The sequence below is a fragment of the Undibacterium sp. Ji50W genome, from assembly GCF_049340445.1.
GTDB lineage: Bacteria > Pseudomonadota > Gammaproteobacteria > Burkholderiales > Burkholderiaceae_D > Undibacterium.
Window position 1 is genome coordinate 964,593 of sequence record NZ_JBMPOX010000001.1, and the last position, 24,781, is coordinate 989,373.

The following is a 24,781-nucleotide window of genomic DNA, read 5'->3' on the forward strand; positions in this document are numbered from 1 at the left end:
CATTAAGATACGGCAGCCAGCAGTTTGCCACACGTTTGCCATACAATACAGAGATATGAGCCATTTAGAACTGATTATCCCCTTCGGCATCCCACCTGCCGGCCTTGCAAAAGACCTGTTAAAGGAAATGCACACGCCCGCATTGGCGGCCCTGATCGCCGGTGGCGGTAGCCCCCATCTACAAACAATAGACGCATTTTCCCCTGCACTTGCCCATGAATACTGGCTGTCTGACCAGTTTCCGCCAGAAAACAATGTCAATAGTCCAGCCAACAGCTGGAACACCTTGCGGGCATGTGGTCTGACAGTGGATGCCGGTTATTGGTTCACCCTGCAGCCTGTGCATATACATATTGCAAGGGATCATCTGGTGCTGACAGATCAGCGTCGGCTGGAGTTTTCTGAAGAAGAAGCACGCACCCTGTTCGACATCGCCCGTAGCTGTTCTGAAGAAATCGGCCTGACACTGCTATATGGCGATGCCAAAACCTGGTTTTTGCGGGCAGATGACTGGTCAGCGCTACAGACCGCGACCATGGATGCTGCCTGCGGTCACAATATTGATATCTGGATGCCCAAGGGCGAACATGAACGTGCCTGGCGCAAGCTGCAAAATGAAATCCAGATGCTGTGGTTTGGCCACGCCATCAATGAAGCACGTGAAATGCGTGGTGACAAAGTGATCAATTCAGTGTGGCTATCCTGCGGAGCAGATCAGACTCTTCCGTCGAGCAGACAAGCAGTGATCGCTCCCGATTTTTCTAACTGGCAGGACGCAAGCCATAGCGGGCAAGCAAAAACCACGGTGCTGTTGCCTGATCTGACAGAAGCCGCCATCAACAATGACTGGGGCTTATGGCTGGAGCAAATACATGTGATGGAGAAAAACTGGTTTTCTCCCGCCATGCTTGCCTTGAAAAATAAAAAAATCACTCATCTGGACCTGTTGTTTACCGATGCCCGCAGTATCGCAAGTTTCAGTCTGACGCCTTGGTCCTTACGCAAATTCTGGGTCAAACCTTCTTTACACCATTTGTTTTCCATCGCCAAATCATGACACGCATTACCACTCGCCCCTGCCCTTTCCGGGAATCTGAAATGTTGCGTCAGAACGGGCTGCATCCGGTTCTGGCACGTTTGTATGCCTCACGCGGCGCGACGGGAGACAAGGATTTGAGTACCGAGCTGAATGCCATGCTGGCACCTGCCGGATTATTGCATATAGCGCATGCCGCCCAATTTCTGGCAGATGCCATCGCGCAAAAGAAAAAACTTGTGATCGTTGCCGATTATGACTGTGACGGTGCCACCGCCTGTGCCGTGGGCTTGCGCGGCTTGCGCATGCTGGGTGCACAGGTCGATTACATCGTGCCGAACCGCTTTGAATATGGCTATGGCCTGACACCGGAAATCGTGGCCTTGACCATCAAAGAGAAATCGCCCGACATTATTGTCACCGTCGACAATGGCATCGCCAGTGTGGATGGCGTTGCTGCTGCCAATGCCCAGGGTATTGCAGTGGTCGTCACAGACCACCATTTGCCAGGCGACAGTCTGCCCGATGCGGCCGTCATTGTGAACCCCAACCAGCCGGAATGCGGTTTCCCCAGCAAAAACCTGGCGGGCGTCGGCGTCATGTTTTACGTATTGCTGGCCTTGCGCGCCGAACTGCGCCAGCGCGGGGTGTTTGATCAGCAAAACCAGCCCAAACTGGATACCTTGCTTGACCTGGTGGCACTAGGCACCGTTGCCGACGTCGTCAAGCTGGATGCCAATAACCGGATTCTGGTCGCACAAGGTTTGAAACGCATGCGCGCAGGCCGCATGTGCGCCGGTATCGCTGCCCTGTTTCGCGTCGCCGGACGCGAACCACACAATGCCAGCCCGTTTGACCTGGGTTTTGCCCTTGGCCCACGCCTGAATGCCGCCGGTCGCCTGGCCGATATGGCCCTGGGTATAGAGTGCCTGACAACCGATGACGAAGGCCGTGCCTGGCAAATTGCGCAAGAACTGAATGCCATCAATGCCGACCGCAAAGACATAGAGCGCGAAATGCAGGATGTCGCCCTGCTGCATCTGGATGATTTCCAGCCACAAGACAGCAATACCATTACCGTATTTGATGAAAGCTGGCATCAGGGCGTCATTGGCATTGTCGCCTCCCGCCTCAAAGACAAGTTTTATCGCCCCACCATCACCTTTGCACCGGGTGGTGATGGCCTCATCAAAGGTTCTGGCCGGTCCATTCCCGGTTTTCATCTGCGCGATGCGCTTGATCTGGTGTCCAAACATGCGCCCAGCCTGATACAAAAGTTTGGCGGGCATGCCATGGCGGCTGGCCTGACCTTGCGCGCAGAAGATTTTCCAGCTTTCCAGCAAGCGTTTGAAGCAGTGGGCAAAAACTGGTTGCAGGCGCACCAACTGGAGCGCACGGTCGAAACCGATGGCCCGCTGGAAGATGCCTACTACACGACCGATTTTATTCGCCTGCTTGATACGCAAGTGTGGGGCCAAGGTTTTCCACCACCGATTTTTTGCGATGACTTCCGGCTGGTATCCCAGCGGGTTTTAAAAGAACGTCATTTAAAACTGGTGCTGGAAAAGAACAAGCAAAGATACGATGCCATCTGGTTTGGGCACACTGATACCCTGCCTGAAAACGTGCATGTCGCTTTCCGCCTGGATGCGAATGAATACAATGGTGTTACCAGGGTGCAGTTGATGGTGGAACATATAGAGTAAAAGCGGACGTGGCCAACCCGTCTCAACTTTCCTGCTTAACTTTCCTGCTCAAGCCAGCAGGAAAGTACCTAGCTGCCTGACCAGCAAATCCATAGTCCGCTGAAAAGCAGGTTCAGACGAAACGATATCTTCTGACGGCATTTCAAAGCTGTGGTTGCCCGGCAATACGATTACTGTTGCTGGCCTGGCAAAACTTGCTGCATAACGGTACAGCAGCGGTAACTCACAATACGGGTCCTGATCACCGGCCATCATGGCGACTGGTCTGGATTCCTGTTCAACGTCGGGATAATTTTTCCTGACCGCATCCAATGCCTCATTCTCATTCGTCACCTCGCTCTTGCATAAGGGCGTCATCAGGATGCAACGCTGCAAGCGTTTGTCAGCCTGAAACACCTGCCAGGCGACAACAGAACCAAATGATTTACCGGCCACCGACAATTGATGCGGATTGACGCGGGCATCGCTTCTGGCTGCTGCAATGATGACCTGCATACTGGCAATTTCTGCCGACAGATCGGCAGAAGGATGGCCGTTCTCCGCATCCACAGTATAAAAAATCCAGTTGAAGCGATATACAGCAATACCCTGTGCCACCAGATGGTCAGCACTTTGTGCGATGACGGGGCGATGCATGTCATAGCGCAAGCCTGGTGCCAGAATAAGAGCGGGGAAAGGCCCTGCACCTTCAGGGAAATCGACGCACACTTCCAGCACATGCGCATCACTTATTCGCAAATGTAATATCGAAGTTGATTTTATTTCTGACGATAAATTCATGTCGGGTTCGAATGCGGGTTATCAGGATTCATCATTGGCTGCAATCAATAAAATGGAGTGCAGCAAAACTGATTCAAATACACAACAGTGGCAAAACTTCTTGAATGCAAAATCCATCGATTACTAACAACACTTGTTTGACTGTTTTATTTTCAAAATTTTCTTCAGCCGTGTAACAAAGTAATACAAAATTTATCGAATTGCTGCACAATACAAAAATCTGCACGAGTCGCCCGTGGCACAATCGACTTGTCAATTTTACTGGTACTTGTTCACTTTGGAGAGTCTGGATGAAAAAAAGTAAATGGTTGTTGAAAGCTGGCGCATTGGCGATTCTGGGTGCGTATGCAAGTGTTGCGATGGCAGCAAAAACACTGGTTTTTTGCTCCGAAGGAAGTCCGGAAGGCTTCAATCCACAATTTTTCACGACAGGTACAACAGCAGACGCCGGTTCTGTACCCATGTATAACCGTCTGGTGGAGATGGAAACAGGTACCACCAATATCACCCCTGCCCTGGCCGAGTCATGGGAAATCTCTCCTGACGGCATGACTTACACCTTCAAACTGCGCAAGGGTGTGAAGTTCCACAGCAACGCCAAGTTCACGCCCAGCCGTACCATGAATGCGGACGATATTCTGTTCAGCTTCTATCGCATGGCCGATGAAAATCATCCTTTCCATAAAAATACACCGGGCCAGACCTATGCGTATTTCCAGGATCTGGGCATCAACAAAATCGTCGACAAGCTGGAAAAAGTCGATGACATGACCGTACGTTTCAAACTGAAACGTCAGGAAGCGCCTTTCCTGGCGACCCTGACCATGGATTTCATGTCCGTGCATTCGGCTGAATATGCAGAAAAAATGAAAGCGGCCGGTACACCAGAGCTGATCGACAAGGAAATCATAGGCACTGGCGCGTTCCAGTTTGTGTCGTATCAAAAAGATGCCATCATCCGCTACAAGGCACATGATGGTTACTGGGATGGCCGTCCAAAAATTGATAACCTGGTATATGCCATTACACCAGATGCTTCGGTACGCTATGCGAAATTAAAAGCGGGTGAATGTCATGTGATGGCGCTGCCCAAACCAGCCGATGTCGAACTCATGAAGAGTGATCCGAACATCAAGCTGCTGAGTCAACAAGGCTTGAACATTGGCTATATTGGCTTTAACGTCGAGAAAAAACCTTTCGATAATAAACTGGTGCGTCAGGCACTGAACCTGGCCGTCGACAAAACCTCGATACTGAAGTCAGTCTATGCCGGTTCTGGCCAGCCAGCCAAGAACGTCATCCCGCCTACCATGTGGTCTTACAATGACAAGGTCAAGGACTTCCCTTATGACCCTACCAAAGCCAAGGAACTGCTGACCAAGGCGGGCTATCCCAATGGCGTGGAAATAGAACTCTGGTACCTGCCGGTGTCACGCCCTTACAATCCGGATGGCAAGCGCATGGCCGAACTGATACAGGCCGACTGGGCCAAGATCGGTGTCAAAACCAAGCTGACCACCTATGAATGGACAGAATACAAAAAACGCAGTAAAACTGGTGAACAACATTCGATGATGTTTGGCTGGTCGGGCGACAACGGTGATCCGGATAATTTCTTTGAACCAATTCTGGGCTGTGAAGCCGTCAAAGGTGGCGGCAATATCCCACGTTGGTGCAACAAGGATTATGAAGACCTGATACAAAAAGCCAAACTGACACCAAAACAGAGTGAAAGAGCCAAACTGTATGAAAAAGCACAAGAAATTGTGCATGAAGAGGCACCTTTGCTGCTGTTGGCACATTCTTTGCGTTATACCCCAGTGCGCAAGGACGTGATTGGCTTCAAAATGGATTCCACCGCCCATCACTACTTCAAAAAAGTAGACCTGGCAAAATAAGAAATACTCCGGCGTGGTGTCAGTTTGCGACGTGCATGCAAATTGGCACCACGATTTTTATCGGACTTACGCAAAACCGCCCCAGCTGCGTTGCAGCTCCCGCATTTACTAAGGTCATGTACTAAAGTACTGGCTTCGTCGCTGGCGGTGTAGTCGGGGTTTCAGGCAACATGTTGCCTGCCGACGTAACAGACCTCCCCTATAAGGGAGGTTTACCGAAAGCGATAGCCTTGCTGGGACAATTTTGCGCAAGTCCGATTTATATTGATGCTGAAAACCGGTATCCATTTATGGTTTGATGTACCGAACTCGCTGATCTGTTTTAAAAAGGTTTTTCGATGCTGGGTTTTATCTTGCGGCGCCTGGGCGTAGTCATACCCACCTTCATAGGCATCACGCTGTTGGTTTTTTCACTGATACACCTGATACCCGGCAATGTGGTGGAAGCCATGACTGGCGAACGCGGCATGGATGCCGAACGCTATGCAAAACTGATGCATCTGTATGGCCTGGATCAGCCCCTGTATCAGCAGTATTTTTCTTATCTCGGCAAAGTGCTTCAGGGTGACCTGGGACGTTCCATCATCACCCAGGAACTGGTCAGCAAGGAATTTTTCACCCTGTTTCCGGCCACACTGGAATTGTCTTTGTGCGCCATCATTTTTGCTGTCGTGCTTGGCTTGCCGGCCGGCATACTGGCAGCACTGAAGCGCAATACCTTCCTCGATTATTCTGTCATGGGCGCTTCGCTCACTGGCTATTCCATGCCTATCTTTTGGTGGGCGCTGCTGCTGATTTTGCTGTTTTCCGTGACGTTGGGCTGGACGCCGGTGTCTGGCCGTATTGATATTCTGTTCGACCTGCCGCCGGTCACAGGGCTGATGCTGATTGACAGCCTGCTGTCAGGTGAAGAAGGCGCATTCAAATCTGCGGTCATGCACCTGATTTTGCCCGCCATTGCCCTGGGCACCATCCCGCTGGCCGTCATCGCCCGCATGACCCGTTCGGCAATGCTCGAAGTTTTGCGTGAAGACTATGTGCGCACGGCCAGGGCAAAAGGCATGTCATGGATGCGCGTGGTCTGGGTACATGCCCTGCGCAATGCCCTGATACCGGTGATTACCGTTATCGGCATGCAGGTCGGCACCCTGCTGGCTGGCGCGATACTGACAGAAACCATATTTTCCTGGCCGGGCATAGGCAAATGGCTGATTGAGGCAATACAAAGACGGGATTACCCAACGGTGCAAGGTGGAATTTTAATGGTTGCCACCATCGTCATTGCAGTCAACCTGATTGTCGATGTGCTGTATGGCGTCATCAATCCGCGCATACGTCACTGATGCATGAATTTTCATTCTGACTTTACCGACCTGGGCACAGATTTATGAGCAACACTAGCTTACCCGGCAGCAGCAATACCGCCAGCACCAGCAGCAGCGTGGCCACTGCAGCACCGCCGCATCCCCTGCTTGAATTCTGGCAGTATTTCAAACAGAACCGTGGCGCAGTCATTGGCCTGGTGCTGGTTGGGGTACTGACGCTATGCGCCCTGTTCGCTGAATGGATAGCACCCCATTCACCAATTGAGCAATACCGTGATGCGACCCTGACGCCACCAGCCTGGGCCGCCGCCGGTAGCAGCAAATTCTTGCTAGGTACCGACCCGGTTGGCCGCGATATTTTGTCGCGCCTGATCCATGGTTCTCGTCTGTCGCTCATTATTGGGCTGGTATCCGTGACGCTGTCCATGGGTGTCGGCGTGACCCTGGGTTTGGTCGCCGGTTTTTCGCGCAGCTGGACCGGCAGGTTTTCGCGCATGCTGGAAACCATTATCGTGCGCTTCATGGATATCTTGCAGGCACTGCCCAGCCTGTTGCTGGCGATTGCGGTGGTCGCCATACTTGGCCCCGGCTTGATGAATGCCATGTACGCGATTGCCATCGTCCTCATGCCATCCTATGCCAGGTTGACCAGGGCTGCCGTCAGCGGCGAGTTAAACAAGGATTATGTGAATGCCTCACGCATAGCCGGGGCCGGCAATTTGCGGCTGATGTTCAACTGCGTGTTACCCAATTGCGCCGCCCCCATCATTGTCCAGGCGACACTGGGATTTTCTACCGCCATCCTGGATGCTGCTGCACTGGGTTTTCTTGGCCTGGGTGCACAACCCCCAACGCCAGAATGGGGTTCCATGCTGGCCAGTGCCATGGAATTTATCCAGAGTGCCTGGTGGGTTGTTACCTTTCCTGGTCTGGCGATCCTGATTTCAGTACTGGCCTTTAACCTCATGGGTGATGGCTTGCGCGATGCACTCGACCCCAAGTTAAAACGCTGAACAAAGATTCAACATGAAACTATTACTGGATATTAAAAATCTGCGCGTCGAATTTGGTTCGGAATCCCAGCCATTCACCGCCGTCGATGGTCTGGACCTGAAGATAGAGCAAGGCGAAGTCGTCGGCATCGTCGGCGAATCCGGCTCAGGCAAAAGCGTGACCTCGCTGGCATTGATGGGTCTCATCGATTTTCCCGGTCGTGTGCGTGCCGAACAAATGGATTTTGATGGCCGCAATCTGCTCAGCATGAAGGACAAGGAAAGACGGCAATTGCTGGGCAAGGATATTGCCATGATCTTTCAGGACCCCATGACCAGCCTTAACCCCTGCTATACCGTGGCATTCCAGTTGATGGAAACCCTGCGCCTGCATCAGGGTGGCAAAGAAAAAGACTTGCGCGCCAAAGTCCTGGCCCTGCTCAAACAAGTGGATATTCCTGATCCTGAACGCCGCATGCATGCTTACCCACATCAATTATCCGGCGGTATGAGCCAGCGCGTGATGGTCGCCATTGCCATCGCCTGCAACCCGCGTCTGCTAATTGCTGATGAACCAACGACGGCGCTGGATGTGACCGTACAGGCGCAAATGCTGGAACTGTTACTGCAATTGCAAAGTGAACGCGGCATGGCATTGATGCTGATCACCCACGATCTGGCCGTAGTAGCGCAGACCGCAAAACGGGTGGTCGTCATGTATGCCGGCCAGGTACTGGAAACCGGCACGGTGCCAGACATTTTCAATGCGCCCAAACATCCGTACACCCAGGCCTTGCTGGCCGCCCTGCCTGAGCACAATCTGGGCAAGGCACGGCTACAAACCATACCTGGTGTTGTGCCTGGCCTGTATGACAGGCCGATCGGTTGCCTGCTGGCGCCGCGCTGCAGTTATGCCACGGAACTGTGTCATACCGACAGACCGCAATTGCAAGGCGAAGCGAATGCGCAGGTACGCTGCCATTATCCGCTGGACGCACAGGGTGCCCCAGGTAAGGGCTGGCAAGCGATTCACATTCATCAGGCGGCATGATGCAAAACACGTCTACTCAGGCTCCGGTTTTACTGGAAGCAAAAAATCTGGCCAAACATTATCCTGTGTCACAGGGTTTTCTGCGTCCCAAAGCTTTGGCCAAAGCCCTTGATGGCGTTTCTTTTCAACTGACCGCGGGTAAAACCCTGGCCGTGGTGGGTGAATCGGGTTGCGGCAAATCCACCCTGGCACGCCAGATCACCATGATAGAAGCACCATCAGGTGGCGAATTATGGATGGCTGGAAAAAACATTGCACATGCCGACAAGGCAACGCTGAAGCAGGTCCGGCCGCTGGTGCAAATGGTATTTCAAAACCCCTATGCCAGCCTGAATCCGCGTAAGAAAGTGGGTGCCATGCTGCAAGAACCGCTGATCATCAACACCCGCCTGTCATCTGCCGAACGGGAAGAAAAAGCGCGGGCAATGATGGCCCGCGTGGGCTTGCGGCCAGAACACTATAGCCGTTATCCGCATATGTTTTCAGGCGGACAAAGACAGCGCATCGCGATTGCCCGCGCCCTCATGCTTGACCCTGAAGTGATCGTTGCCGACGAGCCAGTCTCCGCGCTCGACGTGTCGATACAGGCACAGGTCTTGAATTTATTGATGGATTTGCAGCAGCAAAACGGCGTCGCCTACCTGTTTATTTCGCATAACCTGTCTGTCGTCGAGCATATTGCAGACGACGTGCTGGTCATGTACCTGGGCAAAACGGTTGAGCATGGCGACAAGCAAAGTATTTTCAAACAGCCGCTGCATCCCTACACCAGGGCATTGCTGGCCTCTACACCACGTATAGACCCGGCCCAACGCCAGGCCAAGATGATGTTGCCAGGTGAGTTGCCCTCGCCGCTTGCACCACCGCCAGGCTGCGCCTTCAACAATCGCTGCCCGCACGCGAATGACCGGTGCCGACAAGAAATCCCCTTATTACGTCCATTTGCAGACCGCTTGCTGGCCTGTCACCGCGCCGAAGAAATCAACTAAATAGTATTTTATTTGCAATTATTTGCGAAACTTTTACCAAACCTGTCGAACTTCGCTAAACTCACGCAGTCTTATGACAGCTATAGCAAGCTGCTGCAGGCAGTGATTACTTGAAACCAGCCGCAAAAAGTTTGTCGTATTTTTATAAAACACTTCACTCTCAGGAGACCCCCAAGTGAAAGCTCAAGTACTTAGCGCTATCGCGCTGATGATTGCCGGTACCGTCGGCAGCAATATCGCCTTTGCAGCAGAACCAGCCAAAGCAGCCTCCGCATCGTCTGTCTTGTTATCTGGCATAGAAGCTGGTCACAATGACAGCTCCGTACGTGCGCAGGATGATTTTTTCCGTCACGTCAATGGCAGTTGGCTGAAAAATACAGAAATCCCGGCCGACAAAGCCTCTGCTGGTGCCTTCATCGACTTGCGCGAAGCAACCATTCCGCGCCTGCATGCGATTATTGAAGGTCTGTCCAAGGCAAAGAATAAACCAGGCACTGATGCACAAAAAATCGCTGATCTGTACGCCAGTTTCATGGATACCGCGCACATCGATGCAATGGGTTTGAAGCCACTGCAAGGCGAATTTGCCAAAGTAGATGGCATGACAGACAAAAAACAGATTCCTACACTGATGGCCTGGCTGAACCGTACCAGCATCGGTGCACCATATGACTTCCAGATCCACCAAGACAATAAAGATTCAACAAAATACGTGCTGGACGTAAGTCAATCCGGCCTGGGCTTGCCTGACCGCGATTATTATCTCAAGGACGACGACGCCAAATTAAAGGATTTTCGCGCCAAATATGTCCAGCATATCGAAAAAATGCTGACCCTGTCCGGTGACAAGGAAGCGGCAAAACATGCTATCGATATCTTGGCACTGGAAACCGAACTGGCCAAAGTACAATGGACCAAGGTTGAATTGCGTGACCCGGTCAAAGCCTATAACAAAGTTGACATCAGCAAACTCGATACACTGACACCCGGCTATGACTGGAACACCTATCTGAGCGAACTGGGCATCAAAGGCAAGATCGATTACCTCATCGTCAGCCAGCCCAGCTACCTGACCGGCTTTAACAAAGTACTGCAAGAGACATCGCTGGATAGCTGGAAAACTTATTTCAAATGGCATATCCTGCGCTCTGCTGCTGGTCAGTTGTCGAAAGATTTCGCCGATGAAAACTTTGCATTCAACGCCACCACGTTGCGCGGCGTGCCAGAACAGGAAGCCCGCTGGAAACGCGGTGTTCGCCTGGCCGATTCCGGCATGGGTGAAAGCCTGGGCAAAATGTATGTTGCCAGGCACTTCCCGGCTGCGAGCAAAGCCAAAATGGAAAAACTGGTCAGCAATTTGCTGGTCGCCTACAAGCAAAGCATCGATACCCTGGATTGGATGAGCCCGGCCACCAAAAAAGAGGCGCAGGCAAAACTGGCGACGTTCATGCCCAAGATTGGCTACCCCAACAAATGGCGTGACTATTCCGGCTTGACTGTCACCAAGGGTGATGCAGTCGGCAATTTGCGTCATATCCGCAGCTTTGCCGCGCAATTTGAACTGAACAAATTGGGCAAACCGGTAGACCGTGACGAATGGGGCATGACGCCACAGACCGTGAATGCGTATTACAACCCGGAACTGAATGAAATCGTGTTCCCTGCAGCTATTTTGCAACCACCTTTCTTCAATGCCAAAGCAGATGATGCAGTCAACTATGGTGGCATCGGTGCCGTCATCGGCCATGAAATCAGCCATGGTTTTGATGACCAGGGCGCACAATATGATGGCAAAGGTAATCTGCGTGACTGGTGGAGCAAGGAAGACCACGAGAAATTTGCGGCAAAAACTGCCGTTCTGGTCAAGCAATACAGTGCCTTTAGTCCTATTCCTGGCTACAACGTCAATGGCGAGCTGACTCTGGGTGAAAACATTGCCGATAATTCCGGCCTGGCCATCGCTTATAAGGCTTACAAACTGTCGCTCGGCGGCAAACCGGCACCAGTGATTGGCGGCCTGACTGGCGATCAGCGTTTCTTCATGGGTTTTGCTCAAGTTTGGCGCGGGAAAATGCGTGAAGCGTCCATGATCGTGCAGTTGAAGACTGATCCACATTCACCCGGGGAAATCCGTGCGAATGGCACACTGCGCAATATGCCAGGCTTCTATGACGCCTATAAACTCAAGGAAGGTGACAAGATGTTCCTGACACCAGCCGAGCGCGTCAGTATCTGGTAAGTACCTGCCATCAGGATTTGCCGTCACGATTTTGCGTTAGCTGGTGACGGCGATGAAAAAGGCAGCACTGGAAACAGTGCTGCCTTTTTACATGAGGTCCAACCTATATGGTTGCAGCCGGTGTCTTTATTTTCTGGAAAAAAGCCAGTACATCCGATAGCTCACGGGTACGGGCAAATGAAGGCAGGCTTTGCCAGACGCGCTTGCCATAGGGCTTGGAGATCAGCCGCGGATCGCAGATCATCAGTACCCCTCTGTCCCCCTCGTCACGAATCAGGCGACCGGCACCCTGCTTGAGGTTGATGATGGCTTCTGGTAACTGGTGATGAACGAAACCATTCAAGCCCTTTTTTTCCATCGCTGCAATGCGGGCAGACAGCACGGGGTCATCGGGTGGAGAAAATGGCAGTTTGTCGATAATCACCAGCGACAGCGCTTCGCCACGGACGTCCACCCCTTCCCAAAAACTCTGGCTACCGATCAGAACACCGTTGCCGGCAGCGCGAAATCTGTCCAATAATTCTGTCCTGCCGGCGTCACCATGTACAAACAGGGGGAAATCCAGGCCACGCTTCTGGAATTCTTCACGCAAGCGCTCGGCGCTGTGTTTTACCGCTTTCAACGTCGTGCACAACAGGAAGGTGCGGCCACCGGCTGCTTCTATCACCGGTAATGCTGCATCAATCACCGCATCCATGTATTCGTAAGAATTCGGTTGCGGCATGCCATTAGGGACGTAGAGATAACCCTGTTCCTGATAATTGAAGGGGCTGGCCCACGTACGGGCAGGCTCATCCCACAAACCCATTTGCGACACATAGTGGCTGAAGTCATTCTTCACCGCCATGGTAGCGGAAGTGAAAATCCAGGCGCGCGGTACGCCTTCGCGCTGTTTGTTGAAGATGGGTGCAATCGACAAGGGTGTGCGATGCAATTGCAATGAAGTGGAAAAGGCTTCCACCCACAAGACATAGTCGCCGGACTTGCCATCATCGGCGGCATTCCATTTTTCGTATTGCTCAGCCAGTAAAATAGACCGTACCCGGCACTGTTCCAGCGTTTCCGCCCTCTCCGCCTGTTTTTCCAGGACGGCGATCATGTCCTGCATACAGGTTTTCAGGGTCTCCAGAGCTTCAAAAAACGGGCTGGAAGGGGCAATTTGGTCAATCGAGTATCTGACTACATCCTGCGGAAATGCCAGCCGCAAATCACGCGCAGCACGCTCTACCGGAGCCACCAGTTTGGCCCATTCGGCACCATCCCTGGCATGCGACAGGCCTTCTGCCAGCACATCCCGGCATAATTCCAGCACCTGCGAGGTGGACACTGTTTCGCCAAAGAACAGCGTGGCTGTTTCCGGCAACTGATGGGCTTCATCAAATATAACGGTATTCGCAGATGGCAATAATTCGGCAATGCCGGTATCTTTCAAAGCCACGTCGGCAAAGAACAGATGGTGGTTGACCACCACCACGTCGGCCTGCTGCGCTTCCTTGCGGGCTTTCATGACAAAGCAGTCCTGATAATACTGGCACTCTGACCCCATGCAGGTATCTTTGGTGGACGTGACCAGGCTCCAGACCGATGCACTTTCCGGCACCCTGGCCAGTTCAGCCTTGTCCCCCGTACTTGTGGTTTTTATGAAACGGCTGATATCACGCAGGTAGCCGACATCTTCGCGTGAGCTCAGGCGGCCATTCTGTATGGTTCTTTCCAGGTGGTAGTGACAAAGATAATTGGCCCTACCCTTCAGCAAGGCTACCGACACGGGTGCTTTCAGCACTTTGCGTATGGTCGGTATATCGCGCAAATACAACTGATCCTGCAGATTCTTGGTTCCTGTAGAAACCACCACTTTGCCACCCCATAACAGAGCAGGAATCAGGTAGGCATAGGTTTTACCTGTGCCTGTACCAGCCTCAGCGATCAGGGTCTTTTGTCCGGCGATGGCGTCTGCTATGGCCTTTGCCATCTCGGTCTGTGCCTGACGAGGGCGATAAGCGTTCACCGATGCACTTAATGGGCCGGTTAATCCAAAAATATGTTCTACTTCGGCATCGTGAATGCCGATTGCATTCGGTGTGGCAAGTGATTCAGTCAAAATGAGGCAATCAGAAACTAACTATCAGGACAAGGAAAAGCGGATAATCATGCAGGGACATCAGGTGTCAGTTGCATCCTAAGCAGTGTAATATGGTCTTTCAGTTGTAATTTGCGCTTTTTGAGGCGACGAAGTTGCAGTTCATCGTGACTTGGATCCTTGATCAGCGTCTCGATTACCACATCCAGGTCTCTATGTTCAACCTCCAGCTCGATAATGCGTTGTAGTGTTTGTTCCGGGTGGCTCATAGTCTTCTGGTTGCAGTAAAATAAAGTTTAATTAAGGAAAGACCATTTTCGGGTTTATCCCGTTAGTTTAATCTACCAAGACGTATGAGCCAATATAAGATCGAAGCTGGAACCGGACAACATATCGGTGACCGGCAGGAACAACAAGACCGTGCCGCACTTTTTGCGGCTCCGCATGCACCCGGCTATGTCATGGCCGTGGTGGCAGACGGTATGGGGGGGAAAAGCGGTGGAGCACTTGCTGCAGAGCAAGTAGTACGGACAGCAAAACAACTCTTTGATGAATTTTACCCAGGAAACGATGTACGCAGCCTGTTAGAAAACATAGTCAACGAAGCACACACTGTCATTAAATTGTCGGGCGTCTCCTCAGAAAAGGAACCTCATAGCACTTTTGTTGCTCTTGTAATAACACCAAAACAAGAAGCCATCTGGGCACATGTCGGTGATTCGCGCCTGTATCGCTTTACCGGCCCCAATTTTACCGAGAGAACCAAAGACCATTCCTATGTGGAAAAACTGGTGGATGATGGCAAAATTGCCGCTGAAGAAGCCAAGACCCATCGTTTATCGAATATCCTGATCAATGTGCTGGGTTCAAGCACCACGGCACCCTACGTCACCTTTGGCGAATACAATGAACTAAAAGCGCATGACAACTTCTTGTTATGTTCTGATGGCCTCTGGCATTATTTCGATGATCATGAGCTGTCTGCCGCCGTGGCAGCCAACAGTCCACGTCAGGCTTCCGAGTTTTTGATCAGGAAAGCCAGAGACAGGGCCAACAGCCGGGGCGACAATTGCACGTTTGCGATTATCAAGCTGGTAGAACTACCAACAGAAGTCAAATCATATACTGTGCAAAAAATGCGTCGGGCGATCTGATTCTGCTAACAGCCCACTGTCAATCATAAAACTACGGAGCCGGCAAGAGATGAATTCTTGCCGGCTCCGCTAGTTTTTGAGCTGGCTTGTTCAGGCTGACTTATTCAGACTGAATTACTTGCCCTTGCTGGCCATCAATTCTTGATTCGCCTTGCGGTCTGCGTTCACTTTTTGCACGCTTGGCCGCTCAGACATCATCTTGACGTAATCACGCGTCGGCAAATCCGCCAGGAAATCCCTGCCATAAATAATCTTGGTCGCCATGGAAATCAGGGGGAAATGCACTACCGCCACACAATCCGCCATGGTGAATTCCTTGCCACCGACAAAAGGATCAAATTTAGCCAAGCTAGCAAATGCCGGGATAGTGTGCGTCAATTTTTTTTCCACTTTGGCTTTGACTTCATCCGTGACTTTGCCGCCGAAAAAAGCTTCTGCATATAATTCGCGCGCTGGCAATTCCAGGTGCAATTCGATGAAAGTAATCAGCTCGCGTAACTTGGCAACAGCAAAAGGGTTCGCTGGCAAAAGTGGATGTTCAGGGTAAAGATTTTCTATGTAGTCGAGTATCACCTGGGATTCGCACAATGAACCATCAGGCGTTTCTATATAGGGAATCTTGCCCAGCGGTGAATGCATCAAGAGTTCTGGTGAGCGCCCGGCCCATACCAGTTTCTCTTCAAAAGGAAGCGATTTCTCGATTAACGCCAGTTTGACCTTGTTGTAATAGTTACTGAGGGCGAAGCCGCAAAGTGTAATCATATATCTCCGTTTTATAGGGGGTGCCGTTGCCGGTGCATGTGGCATTCAGCGCTTGCCGGCTAACAGCATATTATTATCGTGACCGTCTGGAATACAGGATCACGCTTATTTTCCCACAAAACCAGATCAGTTTTCTTTGTCTGTACGGAAATCGATGGTTTCAAAATTGATGATGTTGGAATCTGCTTCCGGCCCTTTGGCAGCCACAGGTTCCACGGCTGCACGCGTCCATACTTTCGGCTTGCCGCCGGCAGGGCCCATTCTTTCCAGCTCGTTGGCGACAGAAATCAGTAACAAGATATCCCGGTACACAGGCAATTCAAAGCCCATACGTTTACCATCCCTGTCATCGACCAGCAGACTCTCCAGGAAAGGCAGGATATCGTTGCTACCCCACAAACGGCAAATACGATTCGTCAGGTGCTCAAAATCTTCCAGCTGCCGCACTGGCACAAGGGCGGGATCAGTCTCGTATTCTGGAATATTGGCATTGAAAAACACGACAAACCTGTCTCTCAGAATATCGTATTTTTCCTTGTTGCCGGTTACCCGGTACAAGTCCAGCAAATACAGCCATGGCACCGGCGATTCTGGCAAGTCAATTTCTGCCTGCGGCTCCAATATTTCTATGGCACGCTGCGGGTCATTGACAGAAATCCAGAATTCGGCTTCCTGCGTCACATCTGAAATTTCTTCCACCTTGACGGATTGACCGCGTGTGGAAAAGAAATTGAATGTACTGCTATTGCTGTCTTCCAGCGTAGGCACATAAGCTTTGCTGAATATGGATGGTGTTTCCAGTTCACCAAGACTGCTGTCAGGCGCATTTTTCTTGGCTGGCACAGTAACCTGGCGGCCGGTGTCTGCAGCGTCGTCATCATCGATCTGGTACATCGAACCCGTCGTGGTTGGCCCATAGGATGCCTGGATACTGTCCACGATTTCTTCTATGTTTTTCCTTGGCTCCGGCTCATGTGCATGCTCTTTTTGCTGCCACCAGGTGGCTGTAAACCGTTTATGCATGCGGCTGATGTACAGCAGGAGGAAGGCAATAATGCTCAGGCCAGCCAGCGCAAAGATGGACAAACCTATGATCCACTCCCTCGGAAAACTGTTTTCCCTGGTTTCTTCGAGAGCCGCCTTATCCAGCTGGCTTTGACGTTTGAGTTGCTGCGCCTCTTGTTGCAAGCTGAGGATTTTTTGCTGCTCTGATTTCAACTTGGAAGGTGCAACCTCGACTGGCACCTCATCCCGCAGCATGGCAGCAAACTGTGCCTGTGCAGCACGCAATTCTTCTATATTCGATTGCGGGCTATTGACAGTCAGCTTGTCACTCAGGCGCAAGCCTGGCTCAATAATGACAACATCATCCGACAACTTCAGTTGATCCCGGGGCGGGCGGTCATTTTTAGGTAATGGGGGTGCCGAAGATTTTTTCGGGCTTTTTTTTACAGGGACGACTTCAGTGTCAGGGCGCATGCCTTCAGACATTTCTGGCTGAGGCTTTTCTTTCCTGACTTTCGGTCTCACTGGTCGTGGTGCTGCCACGGTATCGACGGGCACATTTGTCGCAGCCACTTGTGGCAGATTAATGGCAGTTGGCGCTTTTTGGCTGGGAACCGGCTGCAAGGCGGATAAGGGAGGATCAAGCAAAATCAAAAATTCGCGGTGCAACTGGATTTCACACCCCATGTCCACCATGATCTTGACGGCGGGTTCCATCAACTCTTTTCTGGTTACCAGCGTCAGGTAACGTACATTGCCCCTGGTAAGCAGCGTAACGCCGGCCTGCGCCAGAAAAACACCGTCCGTCGTTTCTACTTTGGCCTTGAAACAAGACTGATCAATCTCGGGAGCATCCCTGCCTGTCACTTCGAGCTGTGCCCGTAATGGCTGTCCCAAACCGGATTGCACAATCAGGTTATTAAAACCCAATGCATGTGCGTTACCCCCTACCCCGGTTGCAAGCGCCCCCAGGCATAACAGGTGTAACGTTGATCGACGGAATGGAACAAAAATAATAGAGACCTCAGAATCAGTTAATTCAGAAAATCAATTAGTCAATTGCTATTCCCGAATGTATGTTATCTGCAATCTTACTGGCTTTATAAGCATCCTTAAAGTCGTAACCAAATGAAAACATGGGTTTCACACCAAAATGCCTGTGAATTTCAACATATTTATCATTTGCAGCAACAAGCCTTATTATTTAACTCATAAAAAACAGATAGTTACCTCCATATTTTCTTGGTGAAAATGAAGTGATGGCACAAAGGCAGCGTGTTTTAGTATCGCATTTAATGCTTGATTTCAATGATTAAAATCATATTAAATGTGAGCTGAATGCCAAATGATCTGTGATGCTTTCTTGTTTGCGTACTATCAAAATAATTTAATTTATAGCAACCTACAAGGAAAGATTTTATTTTTTGTTAATATCAAGAATCTTTTTGGCGATGCCGCGCAAAATATTGACTTCTTCCGCTTCCAGTTCGGCACGTGCCAACATGCGCTTTAACCTGGGCATCAGTTTTTTGGGATTGTCAGGATCGAGGAAATCGATGGCAACCAAAGCCTGCTCAAGATGCCTGTACATGCCGTCGATTTCTTCCGCTGACGCCATCTGTCCCTGAAAGCCGATATGACTGGCAACAGGCACATCCGTATCGAATGCCATGCGGCATTCATAGGCCAGCAGTTGTATGGCCTGTGCCAGGTTCAGGGACGAATACACGGGATTGGCCGGGATATTGATCAACACATGGCAATTCACTACGATCTCATTGGGCAGGCCATAGCGTTCGTTGCCAAATATCAAAGCCATCTGCGCTGGCTGGCGCTGCGCCATATCTTCGGCAAAGCGGCGCGGGCTGACCACAGGCGGTGAAAACTCGCGCAGTCTGGCACTGACTGCGGCCACGTACTCACAACCCTGCAAGGCCTCTTCTATCGTACTGACAATGCGTGCCTGCTCCAGGATGTCTTGCGCACCACTGGCAAAAGCCACCGCTTCAGGGTGCTGCAAGGCATCGTCAAACCGGGGATTGACCAGAACCAGTTCAGAAAAGCCCATGTTTTTAACTGCCCGCGCAGCAGCGCCTATATTGCCAGGATGGCTGGTTTCCACCAGGATGAAGCGCAGGCGTTGAAAAAGAGATGTGTCAGTTTTGGGCAAGTTCATTTAAAATAGCGGTATCAAGCGTTAATTTTTCATCGGTTGTGCTGATCATTGCCTGACTGACGACAATTACGCACGCTCTTTATCATTTTTGTGTAGCTTTGCAATTACCTCACTTTTCGGGTGACAGTAATTCGCATGCTGTCATTTTATCGGAAACCTTATGCACCCAATGCTGAATACGGCCATTAAAGCCGCTCGTCGTGGCGCGACGATTATCAATCGCGCATCTTTTGACCTTGATCGTGTCACAGTCACAGAAAAACATTTCAATGATTTCGTGACTGAAGTCGATAAGGCTGCCGAAGCCGCCATCATTGAAGTGCTGACCACTGCATACCCGGATCATGCCGTACTGGCCGAGGAATCAGGTGCTTCCGCTAATCTGCACGACGAAAATGACAATGTCTGGATCATCGACCCACTCGATGGCACCACCAACTTCATCCACGGCTTCCCTCAATATTGCGTTTCCATCGCCCTGCAACAGCGCGGCGTGATCACGCAATCTGTCGTGTATGACCCAACCCGCAATGAAATGTTTACTGCCAGCAAAGGCGCCGGCGCTTTCCTGAACGACAAACGCATACGCGTTACACGTTGCGACAAACTGGCCGACGCACTGATCGGTACCGGCTTTCCTTCACGTGACTTGTCTGGCCTGGACGAATATCTGGCCATGTTCAAGGTCATGACCAGCAGATGCCAGGGTCTGAGAAGACCAGGTTCGGCAGCACTTGATCTGGCCTATGTCGCAAGCGGTCGCCTGGATGGTTTTTTTGAAAAAGGCCTGGCCCCCTGGGATATCGCCGCAGGTGCATTGCTGATTACTGAGGCTGGCGGCATCGTCGGCAACTTCTCTGGCGATTCCGATTACCTGCACAAAGGTGATGTACTGGCCGGTACACCCAAGGTATTTGCACAAATGGTCAATGCAATGCAACCGTTTTCAGCTATCAAGTAATTTCTCACGCTCCGAAAAATTGGAGCGCCCCACTGCCCCACATGCCGGACTGATGGATATCGGTCCGGCCACTTAGAAACACAGTCAAACCACATGGCATCATTCAACGAACTCGGCTTATCCGAGAACATTGTTCGCGCAGTCACCGAACAAGGCTATACCTCGCCAACCCCGATTCAGCAACAGGCTATTCCTGCTGTCATCAAGGGTGGTGATCTGCTGGCCGGCGCGCAAACCGGCACCGGCAAAACCGCAGGTTTCACCCTGCCGATATTGCAACGTCTTTCGACTTCGGCAAATGCACCCAAGGACAAAACCAGCAGACGCCCTATCCGCGCACTGGTGCTGACACCGACGCGTGAACTGGCTGCCCAGGTAGAAGAAAGCGTCAACACCTATGGCAAATATGTGCCGCTGAATTCTGGCGTCATTTTTGGCGGCGTCGGCATCAACCCGCAAATCAAACTGCTGAAACAGGGTGTCGATATTCTGGTGGCCACGCCTGGACGCCTGCTGGATCACCATCAGCAAGGCACGATAGACCTGCGCCATATTGAAATCCTGGTACTGGACGAAGCCGACCGCATGCTGGACATGGGCTTTATCCACGACATCAAGAAAGTGCTGGCGATCTTGCCTTCCAAACGCCAGAATCTGCTGTTCTCTGCCACTTTCTCGGATGAGATCAAGACACTGGCCGACCGTCTGCTTGACAACCCGGCCATGATAGAAGTGGCACGCCGCAATTCCACCGTGGAAGTGATTGCCCAGAAAGTGCATCCGGTTGACCGCGACAAAAAGCACCCTTTGCTGGCCCACCTGATCAAGACCCATCAATGGTCACAAGTTCTGGTATTTACCCGTACCAAGCACGGTGCCAATAAATTGGTGGAACAGTTGATTAAAGATGGCATCGCTGCCATGGCCATACACGGTAACAAGAGCCAGTCTGCACGCACCAAGGCCCTGGCCGAATTCAAGGAAGCCAGCCTGACAGTACTGGTAGCGACCGACATCGCTGCACGCGGCATCGACATTGACCAACTGCCACACGTAGTCAATTATGACTTGCCCAACGTGCCAGAAGACTATGTACATCGCATAGGCCGTACCGGTCGCGCTGGTGCCACTGGCGAAGCCGTATCCCTGGTGTGCGTGGATGAATTCAAGTTGCTGGCCGACATAGAAAAACTCATCAAGCGCCAGATACCCCAAGAAATCATTGATGGCTTCATCCCTGATCCCCATGCCAAAGCCCAGCCCATACAGTTGCGCAGCCAGGATCACAGAGGCGGCAGAGCACAACCATCAGGCCGTGGACAACGTCCACAGGGCAATGGCGGCGGTCAGGCAGCACGTGCGCCAGGCAAACCGGCAACACCAGGCGCGGCGCAATCAAAACCACGCCCAGCCGGCCCTCGCCCGGTAGTCAAGCAATCTGCCCCCCGCAGGTCGGGCAGTCGCGGCAACGGCTAATACAATCCTGCCAGCATGCAGCAATAACAAAGCCAGCCTACTTGCGTAGCTGGCTTTATTTTTTTAGATGACAAACATCTGAAGACAATGACATTTACTGCCCGGGTTTGCTCGTCGTTGCCATTGACTCATTCTTGTTTTTTGCGACAATATGCCAGGGTATTTCATGCGCTTACCCTTCATACACAGGCAATCCCGCAGAGTACCCCCGTAGACCACAGCAATCGTCTATGATAAGGTGCGCACCAAAATTAACGGCTGGCCTGGCAAAAATACGAAAAATAGCAGGCCTGCTGTTAACGCTGCACAAGACCTGGACAAGCCATCGCCGCATCCAAGGCAATGGAAAATACATCAATACAATCAAGGCTTTATGAGCACAAAAGAAATTCAGCACACACCGATGATGACCCAGTACCTGCGCATCAAGGCAGATTATCCGGACACGCTGGTGTTTTATCGCATGGGTGATTTTTACGAACTGTTTTACGGTGATGCCGAAAAAGTCTCGCGTTTGCTGGGTATTACCCTGACCCAGCGCGGCAGTTCTGGCGGTGAACCGATCAAGATGGCGGGTGTGCCTTTTCACTCGCTGGAACCCTACCTGGCCAAGCTGGTCAAGATTGGCGAATCTGCCGCTATTTGTGAGCAGATAGGCGACCCGTCCACCAGCAAGGGGCCGGTAGAACGCAAGGTGATGCGTGTCATCACGCCCGGCACGCTGACTGATACCGATTTGTTGCCAGAGAAGTCTGACCGTCCTTTGCTGTCGCTGTGCATGCTACAGCAAAGAAAAACCGTCAGCATAGGCCTGGCATGGCTGTCACTGGCGAGCGGCGCCTTGAAGCTGATGGAAGTGTCCACCGACGAAAAATCGCTGCCACAGCGCCTGCAGCAAGAGCTGGAACGCATCAGCCCTGCTGAAGTCTTGCTGTCTGCCGGCACGCTTTTGCTGGATGAGCATTATAGCCAGCTACCGGGAAAATTCTCTGAACTGCCTGACTGGCATTTTGATGTCAAACAAGGGCAAAAAGCCTTGCAGGATCAACTCGGCACGGCATCATTGACAGGCTTTGGGGTAGAAAACCTGCATGCCGCCCTGGGTGCCGCCGGGGCCTTGCTGCGCTATGCGGAAAGTACCCAGGGCCGCGGCCTGAAGCATGTGAATACCCTGAATGTCGAGACCGAGCATGAATTCATCGGCCTGGATACCGCCACACGACGCAATCTGGAATTGACTGAAACCTTGCGCGGGCAAGAATCGCCGACACTGTTTTCTTTGCTGGATCATTGCCGTACCGCGATGGGTTCACGCCTGTTGCGCCACTGGCTGCATCATGCGCGCCGCGACCAGTCAGTGGCACGGGCCCGCCATGATGCCATCAAGGCGCTGATACAGGCAGATTCTACCGATGGTCTGGCAACCACCTTGAAATCGATCCCGGATATAGAGCGCATCACCACCCGTATCGCCCTACAGTCGGCGCGCCCGCGTGATTTGTCTGCGCTGCGCGACGGTATGCAACATTTGCCTGGCTTGCGCAACTACGTCAGCCTGTGCATCGCCGATAACCAGACCAGTCTGCTGACCAAAGTGTTGTCTGACCTGGATACCCCAACAGAATGCCTGGATTTGCTGGAGCGCGGCCTGATGCTGCAACCGGCCACCATGGTACGTGATGGCGGCGTGATTGCGACCGGCTTTGATGCAGAACTGGATGAGCTGCGGGCTCTGTCAGAAAATGCCGGGCAATTCTTGATTGAACTCGAAGCATCGGAACGTGAACGGACCGGCATTGCCAATCTGCGTGTCGAATACAACCGCGTCCATGGTTTTTATATTGAAGTGACCAATGGACAGAGCGATAAAGTCCCCGACAACTACCGCCGGCGCCAGACCCTGAAAAATGCCGAGCGTTATATCACGCCAGAATTGAAGGCATTTGAAGACAAGGCCCTGTCAGCCCAGGAACGGGCGCTGGTGCGCGAGAAAATGCTGTACGAACGCCTGCTGCAAGATTTGTTACCCCAGGTTCCTGCCTTGCAAAAAATTGCGAATGCAATTGCCCAGCTCGATACCCTGGTCAGCCTGGCCGAACATGCGACCAAGAATAACTGGTGCGCCCCACAATTGCTTGGCGAGCCGGTATTGCATATTGCCCAGGGCCGTCACCCTGTGGTGGAAAACCAGATCGAGCGCTTTATCGCCAATGATTGCGATTTTTCTGCCGAACGCAAATTATTACTGATCACCGGCCCCAACATGGGTGGTAAATCGACCTTCATGCGCCAGGTAGCCTTGATTACCCTGCTGGCCTACGTCGGTAGCTATGTACCGGCCACAGAAGCCAGCATAGGCCCCATAGACCGCATCTTTACCCGTATCGGCGCGGCAGATGATCTGGCGGGCGGACGTTCTACCTTCATGGTGGAAATGACAGAATCTGCAGCAATATTAAATGGCGCCAGCGAACATTCCCTGGTCTTGATGGATGAGGTCGGTCGTGGCACCTCCACTTTCGATGGACTGGCGCTGGCCTGGGCCATTGCCAAACACCTTATCCAGGTATCCCAAAGCTATACCCTGTTTGCCACGCATTATTTTGAACTGACGCAATTGCCTGAGGTGCATCCATCGGCCGAAAACGTGCATTTGTCCGCGGTGGAGCATAAGGAAAATATCGTTTTCCTGCATGCAGTGCAGGCCGGGCCAGCTTCGCAAAGCTATGGCTTGCAGGTAGCGCAACTGGCGGGCATACCGCAAGCCGTCATCAGATCTGCACGCAAACACCTGGCTGACCTGGAAGCACAGTCACTGCAATCGACCTCGCAGTTTGATTTGTTTTCATCAGCGGTGGCAGCACCGGAACCCGAGCCCATCGATACCACTCCCGCCAATACCGAATTGCTGGAAACCCTGGATTCCATGGAACCAGACAGCATGACGCCCAGAGAAGCTCTGGCAGCGCTGTATGAATTGAAGGGCTTGCTGGGTAAAAACTGATGTCCAGCTGCATTCAGTTATATCCAGTTGTGTCCAACTGAATGAAAAAATGAAAATGCCGTTGTATTCAACGGCATTTTCATTTGACGCTAGTGTGGTGTTGCACGCAGATTGCCGCTTATAAAATCGCGAATTTTTCGTTGAGAC

18 protein-coding genes are annotated in these 24,781 nt (G+C 51.8%); 12 read left to right on the forward strand and 6 right to left on the reverse strand.

The window, feature by feature from the left end; all coding sequences use genetic code 11:
- Window positions 1-55 precede the first annotated feature (55 nt).
- On the forward strand, window positions 56-1,057 hold the full coding sequence (locus tag ACO0K9_RS04105) for a hypothetical protein (RefSeq protein WP_422982035.1): 1,002 nt from the start codon (window positions 56-58) through the stop codon (window positions 1,055-1,057).
- The gene (gene recJ, locus ACO0K9_RS04110) at window positions 1,054-2,742 is read left to right on the forward strand and encodes a single-stranded-DNA-specific exonuclease RecJ (protein ID WP_422982037.1); all 1,689 of its coding nucleotides are present in this window, start codon (window positions 1,054-1,056) and stop codon (window positions 2,740-2,742) included. Before ACO0K9_RS04105 ends, recJ begins: the two co-directional genes overlap by 4 nt.
- Window positions 2,743-2,790: 48 nt before the next feature.
- Here the strand turns inward: recJ and ACO0K9_RS04115 are convergent, their stop codons facing one another.
- On the reverse strand, window positions 2,791-3,522 hold the full coding sequence (locus ACO0K9_RS04115) for an alpha/beta family hydrolase (RefSeq protein WP_422982039.1): 732 nt from the start codon (window positions 3,520-3,522) through the stop codon (window positions 2,791-2,793).
- 290 nt (window positions 3,523-3,812) lie between these two features.
- Here ACO0K9_RS04115 and ACO0K9_RS04120 point away from each other — a divergent pair, with 290 nt between their 5' ends.
- The 6 genes from ACO0K9_RS04120 (at window position 3,813) to ACO0K9_RS04145 (ending at window position 12,016) form a co-directional block, all read left to right on the forward strand.
- Window positions 3,813-5,420 carry an ABC transporter substrate-binding protein gene (locus ACO0K9_RS04120; RefSeq protein ID WP_422982041.1) on the forward strand — a complete coding sequence of 536 codons (1,608 nt, stop codon included), beginning with the start codon at window positions 3,813-3,815 and terminating at the stop codon, window positions 5,418-5,420.
- Between the two features lie 338 nt (window positions 5,421-5,758).
- Complete coding sequence (locus ACO0K9_RS04125) at window positions 5,759-6,763, forward strand: ABC transporter permease subunit (protein WP_422982043.1); 1,005 nt, start codon at window positions 5,759-5,761, stop codon at window positions 6,761-6,763.
- Window positions 6,764-6,807: 44 nt separating this feature from the next.
- Window positions 6,808-7,758: an ABC transporter permease subunit gene (locus tag ACO0K9_RS04130; RefSeq protein WP_422982045.1), complete on the forward strand. Its 951-nt coding sequence runs from the start codon at window positions 6,808-6,810 to the stop codon at window positions 7,756-7,758.
- A 13-nt stretch (window positions 7,759-7,771) separates the two neighbouring features.
- Window positions 7,772-8,788, forward strand: a complete 1,017-nt coding sequence (locus ACO0K9_RS04135; protein ID WP_422982047.1) for an oligopeptide/dipeptide ABC transporter ATP-binding protein — start codon at window positions 7,772-7,774, stop codon at window positions 8,786-8,788.
- A complete protein-coding gene (locus ACO0K9_RS04140; protein ID WP_422982049.1) occupies window positions 8,788-9,777 on the forward strand; it encodes a peptide ABC transporter ATP-binding protein in 990 nt (329 codons plus the stop codon). The genes ACO0K9_RS04135 and ACO0K9_RS04140 overlap by 1 nt, the downstream gene beginning before the upstream one ends.
- A gap of 175 nt (window positions 9,778-9,952) precedes the next feature.
- Window positions 9,953-12,016, forward strand: a complete 2,064-nt coding sequence (locus tag ACO0K9_RS04145; RefSeq protein WP_422982051.1) for a M13 family metallopeptidase — start codon at window positions 9,953-9,955, stop codon at window positions 12,014-12,016.
- Between the two features lie 103 nt (window positions 12,017-12,119).
- On the opposite strand, the gene ACO0K9_RS04150 is transcribed toward ACO0K9_RS04145, so the two are convergent.
- Complete coding sequence (locus ACO0K9_RS04150; protein ID WP_422982524.1) at window positions 12,120-14,120, reverse strand: ATP-dependent DNA helicase; 2,001 nt, start codon at window positions 14,118-14,120, stop codon at window positions 12,120-12,122.
- 44 nt (window positions 14,121-14,164) lie between these two features.
- On the reverse strand, window positions 14,165-14,365 hold the full coding sequence (locus tag ACO0K9_RS04155; RefSeq protein WP_186945196.1) for a YdcH family protein: 201 nt from the start codon (window positions 14,363-14,365) through the stop codon (window positions 14,165-14,167).
- A gap of 84 nt (window positions 14,366-14,449) precedes the next feature.
- On the opposite strand from ACO0K9_RS04155, the gene ACO0K9_RS04160 reads away from it, so the two are divergent.
- Complete coding sequence (locus ACO0K9_RS04160) at window positions 14,450-15,250, forward strand: PP2C family protein-serine/threonine phosphatase (protein ID WP_422982053.1); 801 nt, start codon at window positions 14,450-14,452, stop codon at window positions 15,248-15,250.
- Window positions 15,251-15,364: 114 nt separating this feature from the next.
- Here the strand turns inward: ACO0K9_RS04160 and ACO0K9_RS04165 are convergent, their stop codons facing one another.
- The 3 genes from ACO0K9_RS04165 to ACO0K9_RS04175 all read right to left on the reverse strand — a co-directional run bounded on the left by ACO0K9_RS04165 (window position 15,365) and on the right by ACO0K9_RS04175 (window position 19,193).
- Window positions 15,365-16,012, reverse strand: a complete 648-nt coding sequence (locus ACO0K9_RS04165) for a glutathione S-transferase (protein WP_422982055.1) — start codon at window positions 16,010-16,012, stop codon at window positions 15,365-15,367.
- 126 nt (window positions 16,013-16,138) lie between these two features.
- Entirely contained in the window at window positions 16,139-17,914 is a 1,776-nt protein-coding gene (locus ACO0K9_RS04170) for a type IV pilus assembly protein FimV (RefSeq protein ID WP_422982057.1), read from the reverse strand.
- A 520-nt stretch (window positions 17,915-18,434) separates the two neighbouring features.
- The gene (locus tag ACO0K9_RS04175; protein WP_422982059.1) at window positions 18,435-19,193 is read right to left on the reverse strand and encodes an RNA methyltransferase; all 759 of its coding nucleotides are present in this window, start codon (window positions 19,191-19,193) and stop codon (window positions 18,435-18,437) included.
- Window positions 19,194-19,362: 169 nt separating this feature from the next.
- Here ACO0K9_RS04175 and ACO0K9_RS04180 point away from each other — a divergent pair, with 169 nt between their 5' ends.
- The 3 genes from ACO0K9_RS04180 (at window position 19,363) to mutS (ending at window position 24,634) form a co-directional block, all read left to right on the forward strand.
- Window positions 19,363-20,154, forward strand: a complete 792-nt coding sequence (locus ACO0K9_RS04180) for an inositol monophosphatase family protein (RefSeq protein ID WP_422982526.1) — start codon at window positions 19,363-19,365, stop codon at window positions 20,152-20,154.
- 93 nt (window positions 20,155-20,247) lie between these two features.
- Window positions 20,248-21,630 (forward strand): DEAD/DEAH box helicase, encoded by a 1,383-nt coding sequence (locus ACO0K9_RS04185; RefSeq protein WP_422982061.1) that lies wholly within the window; start codon window positions 20,248-20,250, stop codon window positions 21,628-21,630.
- Between the two features lie 373 nt (window positions 21,631-22,003).
- Window positions 22,004-24,634 (forward strand): DNA mismatch repair protein MutS, encoded by a 2,631-nt coding sequence (gene mutS / locus ACO0K9_RS04190; RefSeq protein WP_422982063.1) that lies wholly within the window; start codon window positions 22,004-22,006, stop codon window positions 24,632-24,634.
- The last annotated feature ends 147 nt before the right edge of the window (window positions 24,635-24,781 follow it).

Coding starts and splice junctions, on each gene's coding strand:
- ACO0K9_RS04105 (WP_422982035.1), top strand. CDS start 56: ATGAGCCATTTAGAACTGATTATCCCCTTCGGCATCCCACCTGCCGGC.
- recJ (WP_422982037.1), top strand. CDS start 1,054: ATGACACGCATTACCACTCGCCCCTGCCCTTTCCGGGAATCTGAAATG.
- ACO0K9_RS04115 (WP_422982039.1), bottom strand. CDS start 3,522: ATGAATTTATCGTCAGAAATAAAATCAACTTCGATATTACATTTGCGA.
- ACO0K9_RS04120 (WP_422982041.1), top strand. CDS start 3,813: ATGAAAAAAAGTAAATGGTTGTTGAAAGCTGGCGCATTGGCGATTCTG.
- ACO0K9_RS04125 (WP_422982043.1), top strand. CDS start 5,759: ATGCTGGGTTTTATCTTGCGGCGCCTGGGCGTAGTCATACCCACCTTC.
- ACO0K9_RS04130 (WP_422982045.1), top strand. CDS start 6,808: ATGAGCAACACTAGCTTACCCGGCAGCAGCAATACCGCCAGCACCAGC.
- ACO0K9_RS04135 (WP_422982047.1), top strand. CDS start 7,772: ATGAAACTATTACTGGATATTAAAAATCTGCGCGTCGAATTTGGTTCG.
- ACO0K9_RS04140 (WP_422982049.1), top strand. CDS start 8,788: ATGCAAAACACGTCTACTCAGGCTCCGGTTTTACTGGAAGCAAAAAAT.
- ACO0K9_RS04155 (WP_186945196.1), bottom strand. CDS start 14,365: ATGAGCCACCCGGAACAAACACTACAACGCATTATCGAGCTGGAGGTT.
- ACO0K9_RS04160 (WP_422982053.1), top strand. CDS start 14,450: ATGAGCCAATATAAGATCGAAGCTGGAACCGGACAACATATCGGTGAC.
- ACO0K9_RS04165 (WP_422982055.1), bottom strand. CDS start 16,012: ATGATTACACTTTGCGGCTTCGCCCTCAGTAACTATTACAACAAGGTC.
- ACO0K9_RS04175 (WP_422982059.1), bottom strand. CDS start 19,193: ATGAACTTGCCCAAAACTGACACATCTCTTTTTCAACGCCTGCGCTTC.
- ACO0K9_RS04180 (WP_422982526.1), top strand. CDS start 19,363: ATGCTGAATACGGCCATTAAAGCCGCTCGTCGTGGCGCGACGATTATC.
- ACO0K9_RS04185 (WP_422982061.1), top strand. CDS start 20,248: ATGGCATCATTCAACGAACTCGGCTTATCCGAGAACATTGTTCGCGCA.
- mutS (WP_422982063.1), top strand. CDS start 22,004: ATGAGCACAAAAGAAATTCAGCACACACCGATGATGACCCAGTACCTG.